The organism is Marinobacter lipolyticus SM19 (assembly GCF_000397065.2).
GTDB classification, from domain to species: Bacteria; Pseudomonadota; Gammaproteobacteria; order Pseudomonadales; family Oleiphilaceae; genus Marinobacter; species Marinobacter lipolyticus.
Genome location: NZ_KE007328.1, coordinates 181,111 through 201,201, shown reverse-complemented (window position 1 = coordinate 201,201; position 20,091 = coordinate 181,111). Strand labels below are relative to the sequence as shown.

Genomic DNA, 20,091 nt, shown 5'->3' with positions numbered 1-20,091 from the left:
ACCCCAGCATCCTTGATGTTGGGGTTTTTTATTGCCTGAAGGAACCTCAAACTGTTGCCTCAAACCTAGGGCAACCAGATCTCAAAGACCCCTCCGCCCATACTGCCACCGTTATGCAGTCGTATAGAACCAGTGCGCTCTCCTTCGCTGTGAAGTCGGGCGACGGACGACGCAAAGAATAGCCCGAGACTGGTGCTACCACTTTTGAAGTCCAGGGATTTAAAGCTCAAGGTTCCGTTATGCTGCATGCTTTCAGGATAGCCCTGACCATCGTCTTCTACCCCAATGACCAGGTACCCTTCTTGTTCATGGGCCGTTAGCCGGATCCTGCTTTTGGTGTAACGGATGGCATTGTTGATTGTGTTGTTCAGCACACCGGTCAGGAGGTCATCGTCGAAGAACCCGTTGATATCATCCGCTTCCACCAAGTATTCGATACCGAGGCCCTTGAGAAGGGGGGTGTGGCGTGCCAGGTGCTCTGACAGAAAGTCCGGAACAAAATGTTCTTCCATGTGGGCCGACAGATTATTCTCGCCCAGCCGGTAAATGCCCAGCAGTTGGACAAGGTCGTTGTGCATACGTTCCGCTTCATATTGGAGGGTATTGAAACGGGTAGAATCGCCAAGGCTGTCCGAGCACTCACCACGTAATCCATCCAGGGTGTTGAGCAGCATCCCCAGGGAGTTTTTCATATCGTGGACAGCGGAAGCCAGTACCATGGAGAAGTCGATATTATTGTCCCGGGGCATATCGGAGCGGTGGTCGGGCACCTTGCTCATGGCATCATTCCTTTCAGTTTTTTGTTCAGTGCGAGATAGCGACGGTACTGTCGGTGTTGTTCTGGCAAGCTGGAGAGACGTTCAAGATGTTGCTGGCAGAGTTCCAACAACTGCGGATCGTTCTGGCCACAGGTGTACTTCTTCATTAATACCTGAACAAGGTTAAGATTCAGTGCTGCATGGGCGGGAACGATCTTCAAGGCGTTGGTGAACTCTGAAATGGCGGCTTCCAGGTCTCCGGATTCAAACGCTTTGATCCCGTCTCGATTGTAAGCCCGGGCTTGGAGCTTTTGTCGGAAACCAACCGGCTCGTCCAGGAGGTTTTCTATCTTTTGCAGGGTGTCAGGCTCGTCACTGTATCGTTGAGCAAGTTGCCCCAGCAGGTGTTTGGCCTCGTCTTCCCGGCCCAGGCGGAATAGTGTCTTGGCGTAATCTATGCCTGTATCTGCGTCGAACTCCCTACCGTTGGCCAGAGATTCTCTCACCGGTTCAAGAATGTGTTCCGCTTCCTTGAGGCGGTCCTGTCCGGCATAGACCCTGGCTTTAACAATCCTGCTTCGAAGCGGTAGGTTCTCGTCTTCGGGAAAGCGTTTTTCCATTCTGGACAGCACTGTGATTGCTTCGTCTGCCTGTTGCTTTCCGTCTTCACCTGAGTCGCCCTCGCTCAGGTCAGACAGGGCTTGGCCGAGTGAAAGGTAATGCTCCGGGCTGTCATGTATTGAATGGGTGCCAAGGCTTACAGTCTTGCGCCAGGCATCAGAAGCGGCGGCTATGTCCTGGTTGTCGGTAGCAAGCCGGGCAAGCTGTTTATGCCGCAGCAATGCATTCGGTGAATGCTCAATGGCCTTTTCAAGCACTTGCTGGGCCTGTGTCGGACGGCCCTGTCGATCCAGCCCTTCAGCGAGCAGGTCGTAAGCTTCCATATAATCAGGATGTTTGTCGATCAGCTCCCTGAGTACGGTAACCGCTTCGTCAAAATTCCGGGTATCGAGCAGTATTTTTCCCCGGCCAAGCCTGGCCCAGGAAAGATCCCTCTGTTCGAGGACATCCGTGTATATCTTCAGAGCGTGACTATAGTCACCCACCTGGTAGTAGAGGTCTGCGAGGGTTTTGAGCAGCCACGTTTTATACCGCGGCTGCTTTGGTAGTGCCGCCAGGCAAAGCGATATGGCCTCGGGATAGTTTTCCCGATCTATCTCACGGTTAATGGGGAGCAGGGCATTACGTTGAGCGATAAGGCCGCTCAGTCGTTTCTCAAGCATCGCCCGGTTGATCGGTTTGGTCAGGTAACCATCAGGTTGGTATTCCCGGGCCCCCATGACCATTTCCTTTGACGTCTCTGCGGTGACCATCAGGAACAGGGAGGACCGTTTAAGCAGCTTCTTGTGTCTGAGTTCCTCCAGAATGTGCTGACCATTCTTGCCATCGCCGAGATTGTAGTCACAGAGAACCACATCAACATGATTGTAGGCGCAATACTGAACGGCTGGCGCAGCATGGGCGACCAACTCTATCTTGTCCGCCCCGCAGTCGCGCAGCATCTGGCGTATGGACAGACGGAAGTTCTCAAAATCATCGATGATCAGGAAGTTGAGCTTGCCAAAGCTGTTACCAACGCTGGATCTGTCTGAGTTAGTCATGGACGTTTCTGCTTGAGTAACTTGTTAACCAGTGCCCTCAGTGCAGCGGGTTTCACCGGCTTATAAAGAATCTGGTAGCCTCTCGTTATCGCGTCTTCCCTCACTTCCGGGGCCATATATCCGGTAATCAGTATGCCAGATACATTGTCACCGAATCCGTCTCTGAGTGCGTCCATGGCATCCAGCCCGTTCTTGTTATCATCCAGTTGGTAATCGGCAAGCATGATGTCGGGTTCCCGACCATCCAGTTTAATGCGGGCGTCATTGAGACTCTCGGCAGCGGTCACGTCACACTGCCAGTTACCGAGCAGGGCGGTCATGCCTTGCAGGATGGCGGGGTCGTTATCGATACAAAGCACATGAAGACCGCCAAGGCTGGATACCCGACGGGAGCTGCCCTGACTCTTTACTGCGGCGGTTTGAGTATGTTCTGCCGGAACGACCGGTACGGTAATACTGAACACGCTGCCATGCCCCTGAACGGACTGAACGTTAACCGGGTGGTTCAGCATACCACTGATACGGTCCACAATTGCCAGGCCCAGCCCCAGCCCCTTTTTGTCACGCCCATGTTGGAAGCGTCGGAATTCCTCGAAAATTTGCGCCAGCTGGTCTTCCGGGATCCCTGGGCCTGTATCCCAGACTTCAATGCGGGCATAGCCTTTCAGGCGCCGACAGCCCAGCAGGATCTTACCCTCGGGGGTATAGCGGATAGCGTTGGACAGGAAGTTCTGAATGACTCGGCGGAGCAGTTTGGCATCCGAGCGGATCCATATTGTGCTCGGCACTACATGCAGTGCCAGTCCCTGATCTTTGGCAATGGCGGAGAAGTCGGTTGCCAGGTGACGCATGATATCGTTGACGGGGAACGCGCCGATATCGGGTTCCAGGGCACCGGCATCGAGTTTGGATATGTCCAGCAGGGTGCTGATAATCTCTTCCGCGGCTCCCAGGGAGCTGTCGATATGATCGACCAGGTCCTTCATCTCGCCGTCACTGGCTTTGCCCGCCAGTGCGGAGGTAAACAGGCGGGCGGCATTCAATGGTTGCAATAAGTCATGACTGGCAGATGCAAGGAAGCGGGTCTTGCTCTGGTTTGCCTGTTCCGCAACGGATTTTGCCTTCAGCATCTGCTCGTTAATGACCTGCAGTTCCTGGGTTCTCTCCTTGACGCGCTGCTCCAGATAAATATTGGTTTCCTTGAGCGCCTGTTCCGTGCGTCTCATGGCGGTGATGTCCTGGAACGTCGTGACATAACCCCCGCCCGGAATCGGGCTGCCATCAACCCTTAAGACTGTGCCATCGGGACGCTGGCGCTCGTAGGACATTGGCAACCCATCACGCATGCTGCCGCAGCGACTGGTAATGATCTCGTCAATCCGTCGGGCGGACAGGTTCGCGTTGGTGAGGTTATAACGCATCAAGTCCTCAACCGGGCGCCCGACACGTACATAGCCCTTGGGATAATTGAACAGCTCCAGATACCGGTGGTTCCATACCACCAATTGCTGCTGATGGTTAACCACGGACACCCCAAGGCTGATGTTTTCAATAGCAGACTGGAGTAGTTCGCGGCTGAAAGTCATCGCCTGGGAAGCTTCATCGACAATGCTGACGACATCCTCGATTTGCATGTCACGACCGGTCAGGGTGGATTCGAGCACCACCCGTGCCGTTGAAGCACCGATCACCGAGGCAAGCTGCCGTTCAATGTACTTCATCAAGTGTGACGATGCCGGTCGGTGAGGGTGCAGGCGAATGGCGTTCCGTCGCTCGTAGTTCCGGAGAATGATTTCGGAGCGCTCCTCCCCCATGAAACGATCGGTGAGGGCCTGCAGATCCGAGGTCAGGATTTCCCCTTGCCAGGATTGCTGCTGGGGTGTTTCCGCTTTGGGCTGTGGGTCGTGGAAGAAGGATGCGATCTGGATCTTCTCCCGTACACGCTGACGTGTCAGCATCGACAGTACAATGTAGGTCAGGGTATTAATGCCCAGGCTCCAGATAATGCCGTGGCTGATGGGGTCCAGTTCTGTGCCGAACAAAGCCGTCGGGCGTGTCCAGGTCATTCCCCAGAGCCCCTGGTCGATCAGTGTATCGGTGAGCCACCCGGTGGAGGCCAGGGCCGGTAACAGCATGGTGTAGCACCACATCAGGAAGCCTAGCCCCAATCCCCAACTGGCGCCGGTAAGGTTACCCTGGCGCCAGATAATGCCTCCCACGAGTGCCGGCCCAAACTGGGCGGCAGCGGCAAATGACAGCAGGCCAAAGGCCGTCAGGCTGTAGTCTTCCCCGGCCATCCGGTAAAAACCGTAAGCTGTTAGCAACACTACAAAGATCGCCACGCGACGAATGCTGAGCAGGAGGTGGCTGAGATCGGCACGCTGATTCATCCTGGGCCGGAAGAATTTGAGCAGTGCCGGCATAATGATCTCGTTGCTGACCATGGTGGCAATGGCTACGGAGCACACAATCACCATTGCAGCTGCTGCCGAGCCGCCGCCCAGGAACGCCAGAACCGCGAGCCATTCCTCTCCAGCCAGAATCGGCAGTTGCAGGATCAAAATGTCAGGATCGGTGATACCGGCTTCCGGGTAGAGCAACCCGGCAGCGGCGATGGGCAGTACGAAGGCGCTGGCAATAATGAGGTAGATCGGCATGGCCCAGCGGGCAGTCTCGAAATCCCGGTGGTCTGTGTTCTCGACCACCATGACGTGAAACTGCCGCGGCAGACAGATAATGGCGAGCATGGCTACCAGGGTCTGGGTAATAAAGGCTGGTGCCTCGACACCATCGGTTGTCAGGGTCCCGGTAAGTCCAGCATCCCGCACCTTGTCAAGCAAGTCTCCGAATCCCCCAAAAAGACCGTAACCGACAAACAACCCCACTGCTACGAATGCCACAATCTTGATCACTGACTCAAAGGCAACCGCCTGAATCATCCCGCGATGGTGTTCCGTGGACTCCAGGTGCCGGGTGCCGAACAGTACGGTAAACACAGCGAGAACCAGCGTGATGTACCAGGCCGAATCGTTCCAGGCGGCGGTGCTGAGTTCCTGGAAACCGGTGCCGTCATCGGATAGCACGGTGAAACCCATGGAGATGGCTTTGAGCTGAAGTGCAATGTACGGCACGCTGCCAATCAGGGCGAACGTAGCGATCATGGCCGCCAGGACCTGAGACTTGCCGTAACGGGAGGCAATGAAGTCAGCGATTGACGTGCTGTTGTTGCGTTTACTGATGTAAATGATGCGCCGCAACAGGGGCGCACCAAATACGAAGAGGATCAGTGGCCCGAGGTATATGGGCAGGAAGCCCAGTCCCTCCTGGGTCGCGCGTCCGACTGCGCCATAGAAAGTCCATGAAGTGAAATAGACCGCGAGTGACAGGGCATAGATGTGGGTCCGTGCCAGCTTGCGCCGATACAGGCCAGGATGTCTGTCACCCGCCCACGCAATGAAAAACAGAACCGATATGTACGTTATGGAAATTAAAACCAGCAGCCAGGCACTAATCATCGTTACGCATTCCCGTTACCTCTAGCGGGTTGGGCATCCAGTTTATGGCATGTCAGCCTGAACAAACGGTCTCCAATAGGGGGTCCCCGGAAACCAGTGTTTTCAGGTTATCAACCCGGGGTCTGCCATCGGAGCCCAATGGAACTAGTTCCTGGGTGGCGCAGTTAATGATATGAATACGGTGGGATACCGCATCCGTCAATTTTTGTTCGAACCGATAGAGTGTAAAGCGGACGACATTTTGATTGTCACTATCATGGCTGATGCTCTTGGTATCCACCGTGGTAAAGGACGTCACGTAAGGGAAGACGAATGTCCAGGGACGCCAGAAGATACCGTCGTCCTGTGTGCTGACAACGACCGCCTCTTCCGGCAGTTGTGCCTTCTTGTGGTCGTACCAGGTGTATTCGCCCTGAATGAGGTAGCCGAGCATTCCCGCTCCTGCGAAAACGGGAATGATCCATCTCGGGGCCTTGTTACGGGTGGCTGCACGTATGCCCAGAGCGATCCCTGCTGCGCCCAGGCCGCAAAATACAGTGGCAACAAATGTCCAGAACATAAAGTCATTTCCTCAAAAAAGAACGGGCTCCCTCATTGAGGAAGCCCGTCCAGTTTAACCTGTCAATTCGTTGAATGAGTCAGGTTGTGTTGTTGCTCAGTGGTCTTGAGCCTGACCGGCACCGCGTGGGTAGCGGACGCTCTCAACCAGTTCCTGAATCTCAACGGGCGGTTCTTCAGTTACATTGGATACCACGAAGGCTACCGCAAAGTTGACGACTGCACCAACTGCGCCGATAGACAGCGGGGAGATGCCCAGTACCCAGTTTTCCGGCGTATCTGGCAGGTTTGCTGTGCCAGGGATGAACAGCCAGCCCTTGTATACAAAGATGTATACCAGAGTGAACGTCAGACCGCTAAGCATACCAGCGATGGCGCCAGTGTTGTTTACGCGCTTGGAGAAGATACCCATCATCAGGGCCGGGAACAGGGAAGCGGCCGCTATACCAAACGCCAGGGCAACAACCTGAGCCGCGAAGCCCGGTGGATTGGCGCCCAGGTAGGTTGCCACAACTATGGCGACCGCCATCGAAATACGGGCTGCTAACAGTTCGCCTTTCTCGCTGATGGCCGGGTTGATTGAGCCTTTTATCAGGTCGTGACTGACTGCGGAGGAAATCGCGAGCAACAGGCCCGCTGCCGTCGACAGTGCTGCCGCCAGCCCCCCTGCTGCAATCAGACCGATCACCCAGCCCGGCAAGTTGGCGATTTCCGGGTTGGCCAGTACCAGGATATCCCGGTTGACGACCAGTTCGTTACCTTCCCAGCCACGGGCTTGAGCCTGGGGTTCGAACTCGGCTGTGTCATTGTACAGCTGAATCCGGCCATCTTCGTTCTTGTCGGAGAACTGAATCAGACCTGTCACTTCCCAATCCCTGATCCAGGCAGGCCGCGCATCGTACTCAATGGGTTCGGCTGCAGTGCCATCCGGATAGATGGTGGTCATCAGGTTCAGTCGAGCCATGGAAGCAACGGCAGGCGCGGTGAGGTACAGCAGCGCAATGAATACCAGGGCCCATCCAGCAGACCAGCGCGCATCCGCAACCTTCGGAACAGTGAAGAAGCGAATGATGACGTGCGGTAGACCCGCGGTACCGATCATCAGTGACAAGGTGAACAGAACCATGTTCAGCTTGTTGTCGATGTCAGCCGTGTACTCGTTGAAACCAAGGTCGGTAATCACTTGATTCAGTTTGTCCAGAATCGGCATGCCGGAATCTATGTGGGTAGAAAACAGACCCAGTGGTGGGAGAGGGTTGCCCGTTAACTGCAGGGAAATAAAGACAGCCGGAATAGTGTAAGCGGTGATCAATACACAGTACTGGGCCACCTGAGTATAGGTGATGCCTTTCATGCCACCGAGAACCGCGTAGACGAACACGACAATCGCAGCGATGATCAGGCCCAGCGTTGCATCAACTTCCAGGAAGCGGGAAAACGCAACGCCGGCACCGGCCATCTGCCCAATAACGTAGGTTACCGATGCCACGATCAGGCAGATAACAGCCACCAACCGCGCATTCTTGCTGTAGAAACGGTCACCGATAAATTCAGGCACGGTGAACTTGCCGAATTTACGCAGATACGGCGCCAACAGCATGGCCAGAAGGACGTAGCCGCCAGTCCATCCCATCAGGAACGAGGAGTTGGCGTAACCACCGGCGGCAATCAGACCCGCCATGGAAATAAAGGATGCAGCAGACATCCAGTCAGCGCCGATCGCCATACCATTGGTGACCGGGTGAACGCCGCCACCGGCAACGTAGAAGTCCTTGGTGCTACCGGCCTTTGCCCAGATGGCAATGCCGATATAGAGGAGGAACGAGCCCCCCACGAACAGGATGTTGATAGCAAATTGGCTCATTCGATCTTACTCCTCGTGCACGCCGAATTTTTCATCGATTTTGTTCATGCGCCACGCGTAGTGGAAGATCAGGGCGATGAACGTCAGGATGGAGCCTTGTTGTGCAAACCAGAAGCCCAGATCGGTGCCGCCAATGGGGATACCGGCAAGCAGTGGACGGAGCAGAATTGCGAAGCCATAAGAGACCAGAGCCCAGATAATCAGGCTTCCGAATATCAGACGAAGATTCGCCTTCCAGTACTTTTCAGCGTCGTAGCTATGACCAGCCATAGGATCACTCCTGTGTTGTTGTTGTGGAGGTTGGGTGTATTACTGGAGAGTTGGAGCTGAGAGAAAATTTATTATTCATATAGTGCTTCTCCGACTAGTTGTCTTCTCTGACTTTACTGGTAAAGGGATATATAGATATTGGCAAAAGGTCTAATTCTCAGTAATTTGCCTTAGATGTGATCAAAAAATGACCAGGTGTTCGGAGGAGGGTCAGAAGCGGTGCATATTCTGAAGGCGACGGTAATAACGGAGCTTGGTGTTCAGTTCGGCCATCGTTGTCACGCCCTGTTTTTGGGCTTTATTGAGTGCGACCAGTGTCAGCTCAGCTGTTGCGAGTGCATCTGCGGCAGCGTGGTGGCGTTCGCTGACTTCCAGGTTGAAGAAGTCGACCCAATTATCGAGACTGCGTCCGCCGGTTCTGGCATCCGGGAATATGGCTGGTAGCAACTCGGCGACGTCCATCCAGGTATGATTCTGGCTGTATCCCAGCGAGTGCCGCAGGGTTTTTTCCAGGAAGCGTTGGTCAAATGCCGAGTGGAACGCCAGTATTGGATCACCGTCCATCCATTCCAGCAGATGGAGCAGAGCATCTTCGGTTTCATGACCCTGAGTCAGGGCTTCGGGGCCGATGCCGTGGATGAGTACCGTTTCACTGATGTCCAGCTCGGGGCGTCGAAGAATCAGGTCGAACTGGTCTTCCATATGAATAACCATACCGGTGATTGCAACCGCACCAATGGCAATGACCTGATCCTTGCCATGGTGCAAACCGGTGGTTTCCAGATCCAGTACGATCAGCCTGCTCTCGGACAATTTCTGGTCGCCGGCTACTTTGGCAGTGGGAAGGTGGGCAAAATCATGGGATCCCAAAGCACCGGCTCGGCGTTGCTTCATCCACATTCTGATCTGTTCGAGCATATCACCGAGACCTTTTGTCACAATTGGTAGGTCACTTCCAGCTTTTGCTGCAGGCGCTGGGCCTGGCGGAATGATTCTCGCAGAATCCGGCGGTCGAGCGGATTGAGGTCATCGGGGTTAATATAATTGGACAATGGTTCGCCCCGATCCAACATTTCCTGATGCGCCCGCATGCGGATGGCCTGGATGAGGCTATACGCTTCTTTCCAGGCATTGGCATCCTTGGAATCAAAGGCCCCCTTGGCAGCCAGACGGTCCATCCGCTCAAGGGTGTTGGCCTCTTCCACGCCGTTCGCCAGGGCAAACACCCGGACAGTCTCCACGAAGGGGGCAAGCCCCTGGCGCTTGAGATCAATGGTGTGCTTCTTGCCGTCGGGGGCATAGCGGAAATTGCGGAACATGGTCAAGGGTGGGCGACGGTTCATGGCGTTACCCGCCAGCATCTTCTGGAACAGAGCATTTTTCTGAATGCGTGCCAGTACCTTGCCGTAGAGATTTTCCAAGGGCTCGGTAGGGCCGAACACCGCTCGCATATCGAGGAAGATGGACGAATACACAAGGTTTTGCGGTGTGGATGCGTCGATGAACCTGATAAACCAGTCGTCCCATTCCCTGCCGCTCAGGCACAGCTTCGGGTTGCTGGCCATGATATTGCCTTTGCACAGGGTAAAGCCGCATTCCGCCAGCTCCCGGTTCACAGTTTCGGCAAATGGGAGGAGCCTTTCCCGTACCTGGTCATCGGTCATCCCGTCCGGGGTTTCGAACAGGATGCCGTTGTCCTGATCTGTCAGCAGGGTCTGTTCCTGTCGCCCTTCGCTGCCGAAGGTCAGCCAGGTAAAGGGGATGCCCGGATCGTTTTTCTTGATGTTGAGTTCCAGCACCCGCCTTACCGTGACATCGTTCAGGGTGGTAATGATTTTAACGACCTGGCCAGAATCGGCACCATGGGCAAGCATGGCGTCCACCAATCGTGACACGTCGGAGCGCAGGCTGACCAGAGTCCGTAAATGACTGGCTGTGCCAATGGTCCGGGCCAGGTTGACCAGGTCGACGCGTTGCAGGGAAAACAGGTCCCGTTCGGAAACCACGCCAATCAGGCGATGTTCCTCATCGACCACACATAGATGGGCGAAATGGTGTTCTGCCATCAGCATGGCCGCTTCGAAAGCGTCTGCATGGGACGTCAGGTAAATCGGATTTTTGGTCATGACCTGGCCGACCGGTGTATCCAGGGGGCCTTTTTCCTCAGCCACCATGGTGCGCAGATCCCTGAGGGTAAATATTCCGGTAGGATGCCGTTTGTCGTCGGTAATAACTATGCTACCCACGTTGTTTTCGTGCATGCGGGCGACGGCTTTGCGAACCGGAAGATCCGGTGAACAGACGATCGGATTCCGCAAGGCGTAACGCTCCAGGGGAGTATCCAGCGAATTGCTGGAACCTATGGAGGCCATGGCGCCGGACTGGATTCGCTGATTGACTTGATCCAGCAAGCTGCTGACGCCACGCAGGCAGAAATCACGAAAGGGATCGCTTTCCGACAACAGGGTGACAAAGGCATCGTGTTCGATGCTCAGGCAAAAGGTGTCACCGGCAGCCCGATGAAGCGTGCGGGTAGGGCGCTCACCAACCAGTGCTGCCAACGGGAAACATTCGCCCTGGGTTATTTCAAAGGTGGTGTCTGTCTTGCCGTCTTTTTCATTGTGGCGTTCACCGCGAATTCGCCCTTGCTTCACCACGTAGAATCGTCGGACCGGACCTTCCTCGGGGGATAGAACGATATCGTTATCGGCATAAAATCGCAGTGAGGCATGTTCGGCAAAGTGTGCCAGGTGTGTGTCGTCCATACTGGAAAACGGGGCATGTTCCCGAAGGAACATCATGATTGCACGAGTATTTTGAGGGCGCTGTGTGTCTGTTGAGGCGGCAACCATATATCGTCCGTCCAGTCTGTTGTTGTCCCCGAGTGTAGATCAGGAGGCAGGGGACAGCCCTAAGATTTTCGTCGCAGCTCCCGTCACGCGGATCAGTGGCTTTATGCCAGTGGGACCCGGTGGTAAAGTTCCGTTAACCCCAACGCTGAACCATATTATCATGACGACCAAAGACGAGCGCCTGAGTTTTCTTGAAGAAATGAAGGATGTACGGCGCATCCGCAAGCCCAATCGCGCAGAGGTGATAACGCCCAGGGAGCTAACGCCCGGTCACCTGGAGCGGCAACGGTCTGCCGTGGACCAGCCGGTGAAAGACACCAATCCGCTGACATCCGACATGGTGGAGCCGCTTACGGCTCACGATATTCTGAGTTGGCAGCGTCCCGGCGTCCAGCACGGGGTATTCCGCAAGCTGAGGCTGGGCCAATATCCCATAGAGGCAAGACTGGATCTGCACCGGATGACGGTTGAAGAAGCTCGTCGCGAGGTGTTCGGCTTTGTTAACGATTGTGTTCGCTACGGTCTTCGCTCGGTGATCATTCTCCATGGTAAAGGAGAGAGGAACCCGGACGGTATTGCCCAGCTCAAGAGTTACCTTGCCAGGTGGCTGCCGGAACTGGACGGCGTGCTTGCCTTCCATTCGGCCCAGAAACACCATGGCGGTACCGGCGCGGTCTATGTCATGGTTCGCAAGAGCGAACGGGACAAACAACAAAACCGTGAAGTTCACGGCAGTCGGTAACGACACAGCGTTCATTCCCACACTGAGTAAATTATAGAGTTCCGGGAGACCGGACCTGGAGGACGTAATGATTAAGAAACTGTTTTTGCTGGCATTCGTATCCCTGGCTCTGGTTGGCTGTAAGGATCGAGTGATCTGGAATGATAATGGCAAGGTGGAAGAAGCCACGGAGAACCGCGAAGTCTGGGATACCAAGGGCAAGATGGACGGTGGTGAGCGCAAGATATGGAATGATCAGGATGGTGATCCTGTCGTGAAATAAGCCAGTAATTGGCGAGCTGAATAAAATAAAAATGAAAGGTGCCGGTCCCTGGATCGGGCGGCGCCACACAAAGGAGAGAGGCAATGGCCCTTAGCCTGACGGTCAATGGTGAAAAACGAACGCTTGAAGTTGACGGTGACACGCCCCTGTTGTGGGTTATCCGTGACGAGTTGGGATTGAAGGGAACCAAGTTCGGGTGTGGTGCCGGCCTGTGTGGCGCCTGCACGGTTCACCTTGACGGTCAGCCGGTGCGATCCTGTTCCACCCCTGTGGATCTGGCTTCCGGAAAGTCAGTGACAACCATTGAGGGACTCGCTTCCAGGGGGGATTTGCATCCACTGCAGAAAGCCTGGGTTGAGCACGGCGTGCCCCAATGTGGCTATTGTCAGTCCGGACAAATCATGTCAGCGGCATACCTGCTGAAGCATAATCCCGCTGCTGAGCGGGAGGACATTGTTGCTGCGCTCAGCGGCAATCTGTGCCGCTGCGGTACCTACTCGAAAATCATTGCCGCGGTGGAATCCGTTGCCAGTGGTGAATCTGTTGACCGGGAGGGTGCATAAGATGACCCTGAACCGACGGGATTTCCTCAAGGTCAGCGCCGGAACATCTGGCAGCCTTGTGTTTGCGCTTGCCCTGCCGGGGTGTTCCGGAATTCAGACCGGTTACAGGGAGGAGGACGGTGCCTGGAAACCGGATGCCTGGCTGGAACTGACGACGGACAATAAGGTGTATTTTACTCTTGCCCGGGTGGAAATGGGGCAGGGCACTTATACGGGGTTAACCACCCTGATTGCGGAAGAATTGGAGGTTGAACCGGCAGCGATCACTCCCAAATTTGCGCCGGTCGCGTCCGAGTATCGCAACCCCTTGTACAAACTTCAGCTGACCGGTGGTAGCACCAGTATTGCCACCAGCTGGATGCCCCTGCGACAAGCGGGCGCAGAAGCCCGGGAAATGCTGATTCTGGCCGCTGCCCGGGTATGGGAAGTTGATCATTCCGAATGTACTGCGTTTGAAGGTCATGTTCGCCACCCCAACGGTGTGGATACCTTGCCCTACGGCAAACTGGTCAGTCTGGCGTCTTCCGAAACCGTAAGGCATGAAGTCAAACTGAAACCTCAGAGCCAGTGGCGGTACATTGGCAAAGCCCGGGGCCGTCTGGATGCCGGGGCCAAGTCCACAGGCACGGCCGAATATGGCATTGATATCGAGCTGCCGGGGATGGTCTACGCGGTCGTAACCCGGCCGCCACGGTATGGCGCCAGGGTTAAGTCCTTCAACGGCAGTGATATCCAGGCCATGCCGGGTGTGCTGAAGGTGCTGGAAATCGAGCGTGGTGTGGCAATCGTGGCCGGAAAGTACTGGCAGGCACGCAAGGCGCAGCAGAAGCTGAAGGTCGAATGGGATAACGCCGATGCGCTGGGTCTTTCTACCAACGATGTGTTTGCCGACTACCACAAGGCCGCTGATGACGATGCCGGTGTGCGTGAACGCGATGACGGGGATTTTGCCGATGCGGCGGCCGGGGCCGAGCGCGTCCTGGAAGCCAGTTATGAGCAGCCTTACCTGGCCCACGCCACTCTGGAGCCGATGAATGCAACGGCCTGGTATCGCGGTGATTCCATGGAAGTCTGGGCCCCGACCCAGGCACCGGACCTTGGGCGTATTGCTGCGGCTCGGGTAAGCGATCTGTCTCCTGACGATATCACCATCAACACTACCTTCCTGGGGGGCGGTTTCGGGCGCAGACTGACTCAGGACTACATTGAAGAAGCGGCAGCGGTTGCCTACAGCGTGAAAACGCCGGTCAAGGTTATCTGGTCCAGGGAAGAGGATACCCGGCACGATTTGTACCGTCCTGCCATGCTGCATCGGATGAAAGCCTCGGTTTCCGGGGGCGAAGTGACCGGCTGGCACCATCAGGTTGTCGGGCCACAGATCCTGGACTGGTACGTACGCAATGCGGCGCCTGCGCAATACCCCTGGTCGCCAAAGTTCCTGTACGACACTTTGGGTAAGGTGGGCCTGATGGCGGAAGGCATCGCCACCCCGAAAGACATATCTGCCATCGAGGGCGCCATTGACTACCCCTATAAGGTGGCCAATGTTGAAGTCCGTCATACCCATACCGACCCGGGCGTGCCTATCACCTGGTGGCGGTCCGTGGGGTATTCCCACAATGGTTTTGCGGCCGAAACCTTTATGGATGAGCTCGCCCATGAGACCGGGAAAGATCCCTATGAATTCCGCCGTGCCCTCATTGCTCATCAACCCCGGCACCGGGAGGTGCTGGACCGGGTGGTGGCCATGTCTGGTTGGAAAGCCCCGGCACCCTCTGGAAGGGCCCGGGGTGTAGCCCTGTTCCAGAGTTTTGGCACTTATGTGGCCCAGGTCGTTGAAGCCAGTATCGAGAACGACGGCATTCATGTTCATCGAGTCTGGTGCGCGGTGGACTGTGGGCAGGTGGTTAATCCGGAGATCGTCAGGGACCAGATTGAAGGCGGTATCATATTTGGCCTGACAGCAGCCCTCCACGGGGAAATCACATTGCAGGACGGCGAAGTTCAGCAAAGTAATTTCCACGACTACCCGTTAATGCGTAACTACGAATTGCCGGAGATTATCGTGGATATTGTAGACAGTGATGAGACGCCCACAGGCGTAGGCGAGCCAGGGGTGCCGCCAGTGATTCCTGCGCTGGGTAATGCCCTGTTTGCCCTGACCGGTGAGCGCCAGCGCAAGCTTCCGTTGAAAGCGGCTGCGTCATCCCTATAATGTCGGCGAATGCCGCTGCTGCGGCGGCTGAAGATGGCGATGGAGATGGAGAATGCCCTTGTTTGATATAACCCGATACGCTCAGGCGGCTGAATCCATTATTGACGCCGGGCGCTTTCTGTATGGCCGTGGCTGGTCTCCCGCGACCAGCAGTAATTATTCGGCCCGTATTGATGCCGGGCACATTGCCATTACGGTGTCCGGTCGCCATAAGGGGGAGTTGGGCGCCGGGGATGTCATGGTGGTGGACCTGTCTGGCCAGGCGGTTCAAAGCCAGTGCCGTTCGTCGGCAGAGACCCGATTACACACGGTATTGTATGAGCTGTTTCCGGATGTCGGGGCAGTGCTGCATACCCATTCCGTAAATGCCACTGTGCTCAGCCGTATTCTGCCCCCTCAGCAATCGCTGCAGTTACAGGGGTATGAACTGCAGAAGGCTTTTCCCGGCCACGACACCCACGAAGACACGCTGGTGGTGCCGGTATTCGACAATACACAGGACATTCCGCAACTGGCCGAGCAGACAAAGCAGTGGTTCCGGGATCATCCGGACCAGCCCGGTTACCTGATTCGAGGGCACGGTCTTTATACCTGGGGCAGGACCATGGCAGACTGCCTGAGGCACGTTGAAGCGTTTGAATTCCTGTTTGAGTGTGAACTTGCAACCATGAGGCTCCGTCCATGACTACCCTGAGCATTTTTAACCAGAACCAGCCAGAGCAACCTCAGACCGTGACGGAGGACGCCGGCGAGATCCAGAGGTTGCTTGCGGACAAGGGTATTCGGTTCGAGCAATGGCCAACCCGTGATCTGCCAGAGGACGTTACGCAGGAGACCATTCTCGACGCTTATGAAGCGGAAGTGGCCGCTCTGAAACGGGAGTGTGGGTTTCAGACCGCCGATGTGATCAGCCTGAACCCGGATAACCCCCAGAAAGACGCACTTCGCCAGAAGTTCCTGGATGAACACGTGCACAGCGAAGATGAAGTACGTTTTTTCGTGCGCGGCCAGGGGCTGTTCTATCTGCATCTGGATGATCAGGTTTTCGCGGTGCTGTGCCAGAAGAACGATTTGATCAGTGTACCCGACGGTACCCGCCACTGGTTCGATATGGGCCCGGAGCCCCGCTTCACCTGTATCCGCCTGTTTTCCAACCCGGAAGGCTGGGTCGCTAATTTTACCGGTGAAGACATCGCCAGCCGACTGCCACGGTATGAAAAGCTGGCTGGGGCGGCCTGATGATCCGGGTGATTCTCACTGACATTGAGGGCACCACCAGCTCCATCTCGTTTGTCCATGAGGTGCTGTTTCCCTATGCGGCGGAGCATATAGGCGATTTTATCCGTGAGGGGGCAGCGGGTAACCCTGCTATTGCTGAGCAGCTCGATGCTGTAGCGCAGCGCTCGGGTGTTGACCGGGATGATATTGAGGGGTTGATTGAGGTTCTCCAGTCATGGATCCGCGATGACCGCAAGGAAACACCCCTGAAGGCTCTGCAGGGCATGCTCTGGGAGCAGGGCTACCAGCAGGGTGCCTTTCATGGCCATATCTACCCGGATGCGGCAGATTACCTCCAGCGCTGGCACGATCGGGGGCTGAGGTTGTTCGTCTATTCCTCCGGATCCGTGAAGGCCCAGAAGCTGATTTTCGGGTTCAGCGAAGCCGGGGACTTCACGCCGTTTTTCTCCGGTTATTTCGATACCCGCGTCGGGGGAAAGAAGGAGTCACAATCCTACCGCAATATCCTGGAGCAACTGGGCGTCGAGCCGGAAACGGTGTTGTTTCTCTCCGATGTGGAAGCGGAACTGCAGGCCGCAGAGGAAGCCGGTATCCGGACCGCCTGGCTGGTTCGGGAAGGGGAGCTGCCAGATACGGACCGGGTGGTGGCCCGGAACTTTGCCGAAGTGGACGACTTGCTCAGGAAGCGTTGAGGTCATATCACCGATGCGCGGGCCGTTCGTCCTGATTCAGGGGGTGCCTGCGCAGTGATTGTGCGTCATCTGATCGTCGTTTCCCTTGTTCTGTTGACAGCCGGCTGCAACCCGTTCTCCGAAGCCCCGTCGATGATGGATGAATACGTTGAGCGGGTCGCCCGGGTGCTCGACGGCGAGGTTTCGTTGTCGGCATTGCCCGAAATCCAGCGTCTGCCACGCCGGCGCGATCGTCGCCTGGACATGCCGGAACTCGAGCTGGGTATGCTGGATTTCCTGTCCCTTTATGGCTGTCAGTTGCAGTACGTTGTGGGTGAACGTAACTCGGTGATGGGGCGGGTCATGGATCCCCTGAATCGCCTTCGCTACGAACTGCGTTTTATTCAGGCTGCCCGTGACTGCTTACCGGATATTGATCGTGAAAGGCTGAAAAAGAGTGTTGAACAGGCGATAGACAGCAAGCTGGAATCGCTGCCAGTGGCTGTGTGGAATGCAACCTGGGCGACGGAAGAAATTGAAACCCTGTTTACCCTGTCCAAGGGATACTTCCCGGTTGCCGCCGAGAGCAACCCTGTGTCGGACCTTTCAACCGATGTGCATCGCCTCAACTCAACGGTGCAGTCTCTTCTGGACGGCCAGCTCGACCATTCTCTGGAGTATCTGGGTGAAGTGCACCAGCGTTGGCAGGCGGAGTACCGCGCGGGTCAATTGTTGAATAGCGCACGTTTGTTGGTTGCCAGGCTGGATGACGCCACGGCGTTGATCCGATCACGGCTGGGTGACCGTCCGCTGTGCATTAACGGCAAGCCCAACAACCAGTCCGATATCGTCCAGACGATGTTTTTCAGTGTGTACATTGAGCGGATTCAGCCGTACCTGAGTGACGTGCGCAGTGCGCGAGACGATCTGATCCGTCCATTGGCGACTCTTTCGGAGTTACAGGCAGAGGTGAGGCCACCATCATTTGGGGCCTGGTCAGGCGAGTATCTGGCATTCGCCGGAGAAAAAAGCCTGTGGCAGGACCTGGACCGGGCCATGGCTGAGCACACAACAAGCTGGCAGCAACTGCTGGGGCAGTGTGGCCTGAGGCCCGGTGCCTGACAGGACGCTCAGCGCTGACTTTCGGGAGTGACCCGCAGTATTTCCTCAATGGTCGTCTGCCCTGCAGCCACTTTCTGAGCCCCGCTCAATCGCAATGATTTCATTCCGGCCTTGTAGGCGTCGAGCCGCAGCTGCTCCAGTTCGCACTGATCGGTGATCTGGGCGCTCAGATCTCCGGATAACTTGAGGATTTCATAAACCCCGGCACGCCCGTAATACCCTGTGTTTCGGCATTCCAGACAGCCAACCGGCTGATAGACCTGTTCTGGCGCTGGGGCTTTCCATGGGCGCGTCAGGCTTTTCCAGGCCTGATCGTCCACGGGACCGGGCGCCTTGCAGTGGGGGCACAGTGTGCGTGCCAGGCGTTGTGCCATCACCCCGAGAACCGTAGCGCGGATCAGGTACGGTGGAATGCCCAGCTCCATCAGGCGTGTAATGGCGCTGGGCGCGTCATTGGTGTGCAGGGTGGAGAGCACGAGATGCCCCGTCAGCGCAGCCTGTACCGCCATTTCCGCGGTTTCGAGGTCGCGGATCTCACCAATCATGATGATGTCGGGGTCCTGGCGCAGAAGGGCCCGGACCCCGGACGCAAATGTCAGTTCGATGTTAGTCTGGACCTGCATCTGGTTGAAAGCGGGCTCTACCATCTCGATCGGGTCTTCGATGGTGCAGAGATTGACTTCAGGCGAGGCCAGTTGCTTGAGGGTGGAATACAGCGTCGTGGTTTTGCCTGACCCGGTGGGGCCAGTGACCAGAACAATCCCGTGGGGACGATCGGTTATATCGTGCCAGCGTTCCCGGTCTTCCTTAGAGAACCCCAGCTGTTCGTAGGACTTGAGCAGGACCTCGGGATCGAAAATCCGCATCACCATTTTTTCACCGAACGCCGTCGGCATGGTGGCGAGGCGTAATTCCACCTCACTGTTGTCCGGTTTACGGGTTTTGATGCGGCCGTCCTGAGGGCGGCGCTTTTCCGCGACGTTGAGGCGTCCCAGAATTTTCAGGCGGCTGGTGACGGCTACACCCACCTGGCCCGGGAACTCATAGACATTGTGGAGGACGCCATCGATACGGAAGCGCACCTGGGTGATGGTGCGCCTCGGCTCAATGTGAATGTCGGACGCACGCTGGTCAAAGGCGTACTGCAGCAACCAGTCCACAATCTTGACCACGTGCTGATCATTGGCATCGGGATTTTCGCTTGCTCCCAGATCCAGCAATTGTTCAAAGTTCTGGTTCCCGGCAGAGCCGCCTCCCTGGCGACCGCCGGCCTTGCTGACGGAATTCGCCAGTTGGTAGAACTCGACGGTGTAGCGGCGGATGTCCTCGGGGTTGGCGACGACCCGGTGGATGTCCTTCTGAACCGCCTGGCGCAGGTTGCTTTCCCAGTCACTCTTGAAGGGCTCCGCACTGGCAATCAGCACTTCATCCGGCCTGATTTCCACGGCGAGAATGCCGTGGCGCTGGGCGAAGGCGTAGGACATCACCCTGGCAATGGAGGGGGTATCGATCTTCAGCGGGTCGATGTGATACCAGGGTTGTCCAGCCCACTCTGCCAACCACTGGGTGAGACGTTCCAAATCCAGGTTATGGCCAGATTTCAGGCTTTTGAGGCTGGCCTGCGCAACCAGTTCCAGGGGATGGCGGCGATCGGTGTCTGCGGCCATATTGGCCTTCAGGATACGGTCCGCTTCTTCCTGGGAAATCTCACCGCTGGTGACCAGGGCTGTTGCCAGGTCACGGAGGGTGAGCGTGCTTCTGAGCGGGGCTGGTGCGCGAAGGTTACCCATAAGTGATCC

17 protein-coding genes are annotated in these 20,091 nt (G+C 56.3%); 8 read left to right on the top strand and 9 right to left on the bottom strand.

All coding sequences use genetic code 11. The features are described 5' to 3' along the window. Positions 1-65: 65 nt before the first annotated feature. From MARLIPOL_RS16910 to MARLIPOL_RS16875, 8 genes are all read right to left on the bottom strand, one after another. Positions 66-779, bottom strand: coding sequence for a sensor histidine kinase (locus MARLIPOL_RS16910; RefSeq protein ID WP_012139538.1), 714 nt, complete (start codon positions 777-779; stop codon positions 66-68). Next, positions 776-2,419, bottom strand: a complete 1,644-nt coding sequence (locus tag MARLIPOL_RS16905; RefSeq protein WP_012139537.1) for a tetratricopeptide repeat-containing response regulator — start codon at positions 2,417-2,419, stop codon at positions 776-778. Before MARLIPOL_RS16905 ends, MARLIPOL_RS16910 begins: the two co-directional genes overlap by 4 nt. Next, positions 2,416-5,934: a hybrid sensor histidine kinase/response regulator gene (locus MARLIPOL_RS16900; protein ID WP_012139536.1), complete on the bottom strand. Its 3,519-nt coding sequence runs from the start codon at positions 5,932-5,934 to the stop codon at positions 2,416-2,418. The genes MARLIPOL_RS16905 and MARLIPOL_RS16900 overlap by 4 nt, the downstream gene beginning before the upstream one ends. Before the next feature lie 52 nt (positions 5,935-5,986). Continuing rightward, complete coding sequence (locus tag MARLIPOL_RS16895; protein WP_012139535.1) at positions 5,987-6,493, bottom strand: hypothetical protein; 507 nt, start codon at positions 6,491-6,493, stop codon at positions 5,987-5,989. A gap of 96 nt (positions 6,494-6,589) precedes the next feature. Then, positions 6,590-8,356 carry a sodium:solute symporter family protein gene (locus MARLIPOL_RS16890; RefSeq protein ID WP_012139534.1) on the bottom strand — a complete coding sequence of 589 codons (1,767 nt, stop codon included), beginning with the start codon at positions 8,354-8,356 and terminating at the stop codon, positions 6,590-6,592. Positions 8,357-8,362: 6 nt separating this feature from the next. Then, positions 8,363-8,626, bottom strand: coding sequence for a DUF4212 domain-containing protein (locus tag MARLIPOL_RS16885; RefSeq protein ID WP_012139533.1), 264 nt, complete (start codon positions 8,624-8,626; stop codon positions 8,363-8,365). A gap of 210 nt (positions 8,627-8,836) precedes the next feature. Further along, complete coding sequence (locus MARLIPOL_RS16880) at positions 8,837-9,544, bottom strand: 3'-5' exonuclease (protein WP_012139532.1); 708 nt, start codon at positions 9,542-9,544, stop codon at positions 8,837-8,839. 17 nt (positions 9,545-9,561) lie between these two features. Next, entirely contained in the window at positions 9,562-11,478 is a 1,917-nt protein-coding gene (locus MARLIPOL_RS16875) for a putative nucleotidyltransferase substrate binding domain-containing protein (RefSeq protein ID WP_012139531.1), read from the bottom strand. A gap of 160 nt (positions 11,479-11,638) precedes the next feature. Here MARLIPOL_RS16875 and smrA point away from each other — a divergent pair, with 160 nt between their 5' ends. The 8 genes from smrA to MARLIPOL_RS16835 all read left to right on the top strand — a co-directional run bounded on the left by smrA (position 11,639) and on the right by MARLIPOL_RS16835 (position 18,292). Continuing rightward, entirely contained in the window at positions 11,639-12,220 is a 582-nt protein-coding gene (gene smrA / locus MARLIPOL_RS16870) for a DNA endonuclease SmrA (RefSeq protein WP_036192311.1), read from the top strand. A gap of 67 nt (positions 12,221-12,287) precedes the next feature. Beyond that, the gene (locus tag MARLIPOL_RS16865; protein ID WP_012139529.1) at positions 12,288-12,482 is read left to right on the top strand and encodes a hypothetical protein; all 195 of its coding nucleotides are present in this window, start codon (positions 12,288-12,290) and stop codon (positions 12,480-12,482) included. An 83-nt stretch (positions 12,483-12,565) separates the two neighbouring features. Continuing rightward, the gene (locus tag MARLIPOL_RS16860; protein ID WP_012139528.1) at positions 12,566-13,045 is read left to right on the top strand and encodes a (2Fe-2S)-binding protein; all 480 of its coding nucleotides are present in this window, start codon (positions 12,566-12,568) and stop codon (positions 13,043-13,045) included. A gap of 1 nt (position 13,046) precedes the next feature. Continuing rightward, a complete protein-coding gene (locus MARLIPOL_RS16855) occupies positions 13,047-15,260 on the top strand; it encodes a xanthine dehydrogenase family protein molybdopterin-binding subunit (protein WP_012139527.1) in 2,214 nt (737 codons plus the stop codon). Positions 15,261-15,312: 52 nt separating this feature from the next. Continuing rightward, complete coding sequence (locus tag MARLIPOL_RS16850; protein ID WP_012139526.1) at positions 15,313-15,945, top strand: methylthioribulose 1-phosphate dehydratase; 633 nt, start codon at positions 15,313-15,315, stop codon at positions 15,943-15,945. Continuing rightward, the gene (locus MARLIPOL_RS16845) at positions 15,942-16,499 is read left to right on the top strand and encodes a 1,2-dihydroxy-3-keto-5-methylthiopentene dioxygenase (RefSeq protein WP_012139525.1); all 558 of its coding nucleotides are present in this window, start codon (positions 15,942-15,944) and stop codon (positions 16,497-16,499) included. Before MARLIPOL_RS16850 ends, MARLIPOL_RS16845 begins: the two co-directional genes overlap by 4 nt. Next, the gene (gene mtnC, locus MARLIPOL_RS16840) at positions 16,499-17,191 is read left to right on the top strand and encodes an acireductone synthase (RefSeq protein ID WP_012139523.1); all 693 of its coding nucleotides are present in this window, start codon (positions 16,499-16,501) and stop codon (positions 17,189-17,191) included. The genes MARLIPOL_RS16845 and mtnC overlap by 1 nt, the downstream gene beginning before the upstream one ends. A 54-nt stretch (positions 17,192-17,245) precedes the next feature. Continuing rightward, entirely contained in the window at positions 17,246-18,292 is a 1,047-nt protein-coding gene (locus MARLIPOL_RS16835) for a DUF3080 family protein (protein ID WP_012139522.1), read from the top strand. Positions 18,293-18,300: 8 nt separating this feature from the next. Here the strand turns inward: MARLIPOL_RS16835 and MARLIPOL_RS16830 are convergent, their stop codons facing one another. Next, complete coding sequence (locus MARLIPOL_RS16830) at positions 18,301-20,082, bottom strand: GspE/PulE family protein (protein WP_012139521.1); 1,782 nt, start codon at positions 20,080-20,082, stop codon at positions 18,301-18,303. Positions 20,083-20,091: the final 9 nt, after the last annotated feature.

Coding starts and splice junctions, on each gene's coding strand:
- MARLIPOL_RS16855 (WP_012139527.1), top strand. CDS start 13,047: ATGACCCTGAACCGACGGGATTTCCTCAAGGTCAGCGCCGGAACATCT.
- MARLIPOL_RS16860 (WP_012139528.1), top strand. CDS start 12,566: ATGGCCCTTAGCCTGACGGTCAATGGTGAAAAACGAACGCTTGAAGTT.
- MARLIPOL_RS16850 (WP_012139526.1), top strand. CDS start 15,313: ATGCCCTTGTTTGATATAACCCGATACGCTCAGGCGGCTGAATCCATT.
- MARLIPOL_RS16865 (WP_012139529.1), top strand. CDS start 12,288: ATGATTAAGAAACTGTTTTTGCTGGCATTCGTATCCCTGGCTCTGGTT.
- MARLIPOL_RS16905 (WP_012139537.1), bottom strand. CDS start 2,419: ATGACTAACTCAGACAGATCCAGCGTTGGTAACAGCTTTGGCAAGCTC.
- MARLIPOL_RS16895 (WP_012139535.1), bottom strand. CDS start 6,493: ATGTTCTGGACATTTGTTGCCACTGTATTTTGCGGCCTGGGCGCAGCA.
- MARLIPOL_RS16830 (WP_012139521.1), bottom strand. CDS start 20,082: ATGGGTAACCTTCGCGCACCAGCCCCGCTCAGAAGCACGCTCACCCTC.
- MARLIPOL_RS16880 (WP_012139532.1), bottom strand. CDS start 9,544: ATGCTCGAACAGATCAGAATGTGGATGAAGCAACGCCGAGCCGGTGCT.
- MARLIPOL_RS16910 (WP_012139538.1), bottom strand. CDS start 779: ATGAGCAAGGTGCCCGACCACCGCTCCGATATGCCCCGGGACAATAAT.
- MARLIPOL_RS16900 (WP_012139536.1), bottom strand. CDS start 5,934: ATGATTAGTGCCTGGCTGCTGGTTTTAATTTCCATAACGTACATATCG.
- smrA (WP_036192311.1), top strand. CDS start 11,639: ATGACGACCAAAGACGAGCGCCTGAGTTTTCTTGAAGAAATGAAGGAT.
- MARLIPOL_RS16885 (WP_012139533.1), bottom strand. CDS start 8,626: ATGGCTGGTCATAGCTACGACGCTGAAAAGTACTGGAAGGCGAATCTT.
- MARLIPOL_RS16875 (WP_012139531.1), bottom strand. CDS start 11,478: ATGGTTGCCGCCTCAACAGACACACAGCGCCCTCAAAATACTCGTGCA.
- mtnC (WP_012139523.1), top strand. CDS start 16,499: ATGATCCGGGTGATTCTCACTGACATTGAGGGCACCACCAGCTCCATC.
- MARLIPOL_RS16845 (WP_012139525.1), top strand. CDS start 15,942: ATGACTACCCTGAGCATTTTTAACCAGAACCAGCCAGAGCAACCTCAG.
- MARLIPOL_RS16890 (WP_012139534.1), bottom strand. CDS start 8,356: ATGAGCCAATTTGCTATCAACATCCTGTTCGTGGGGGGCTCGTTCCTC.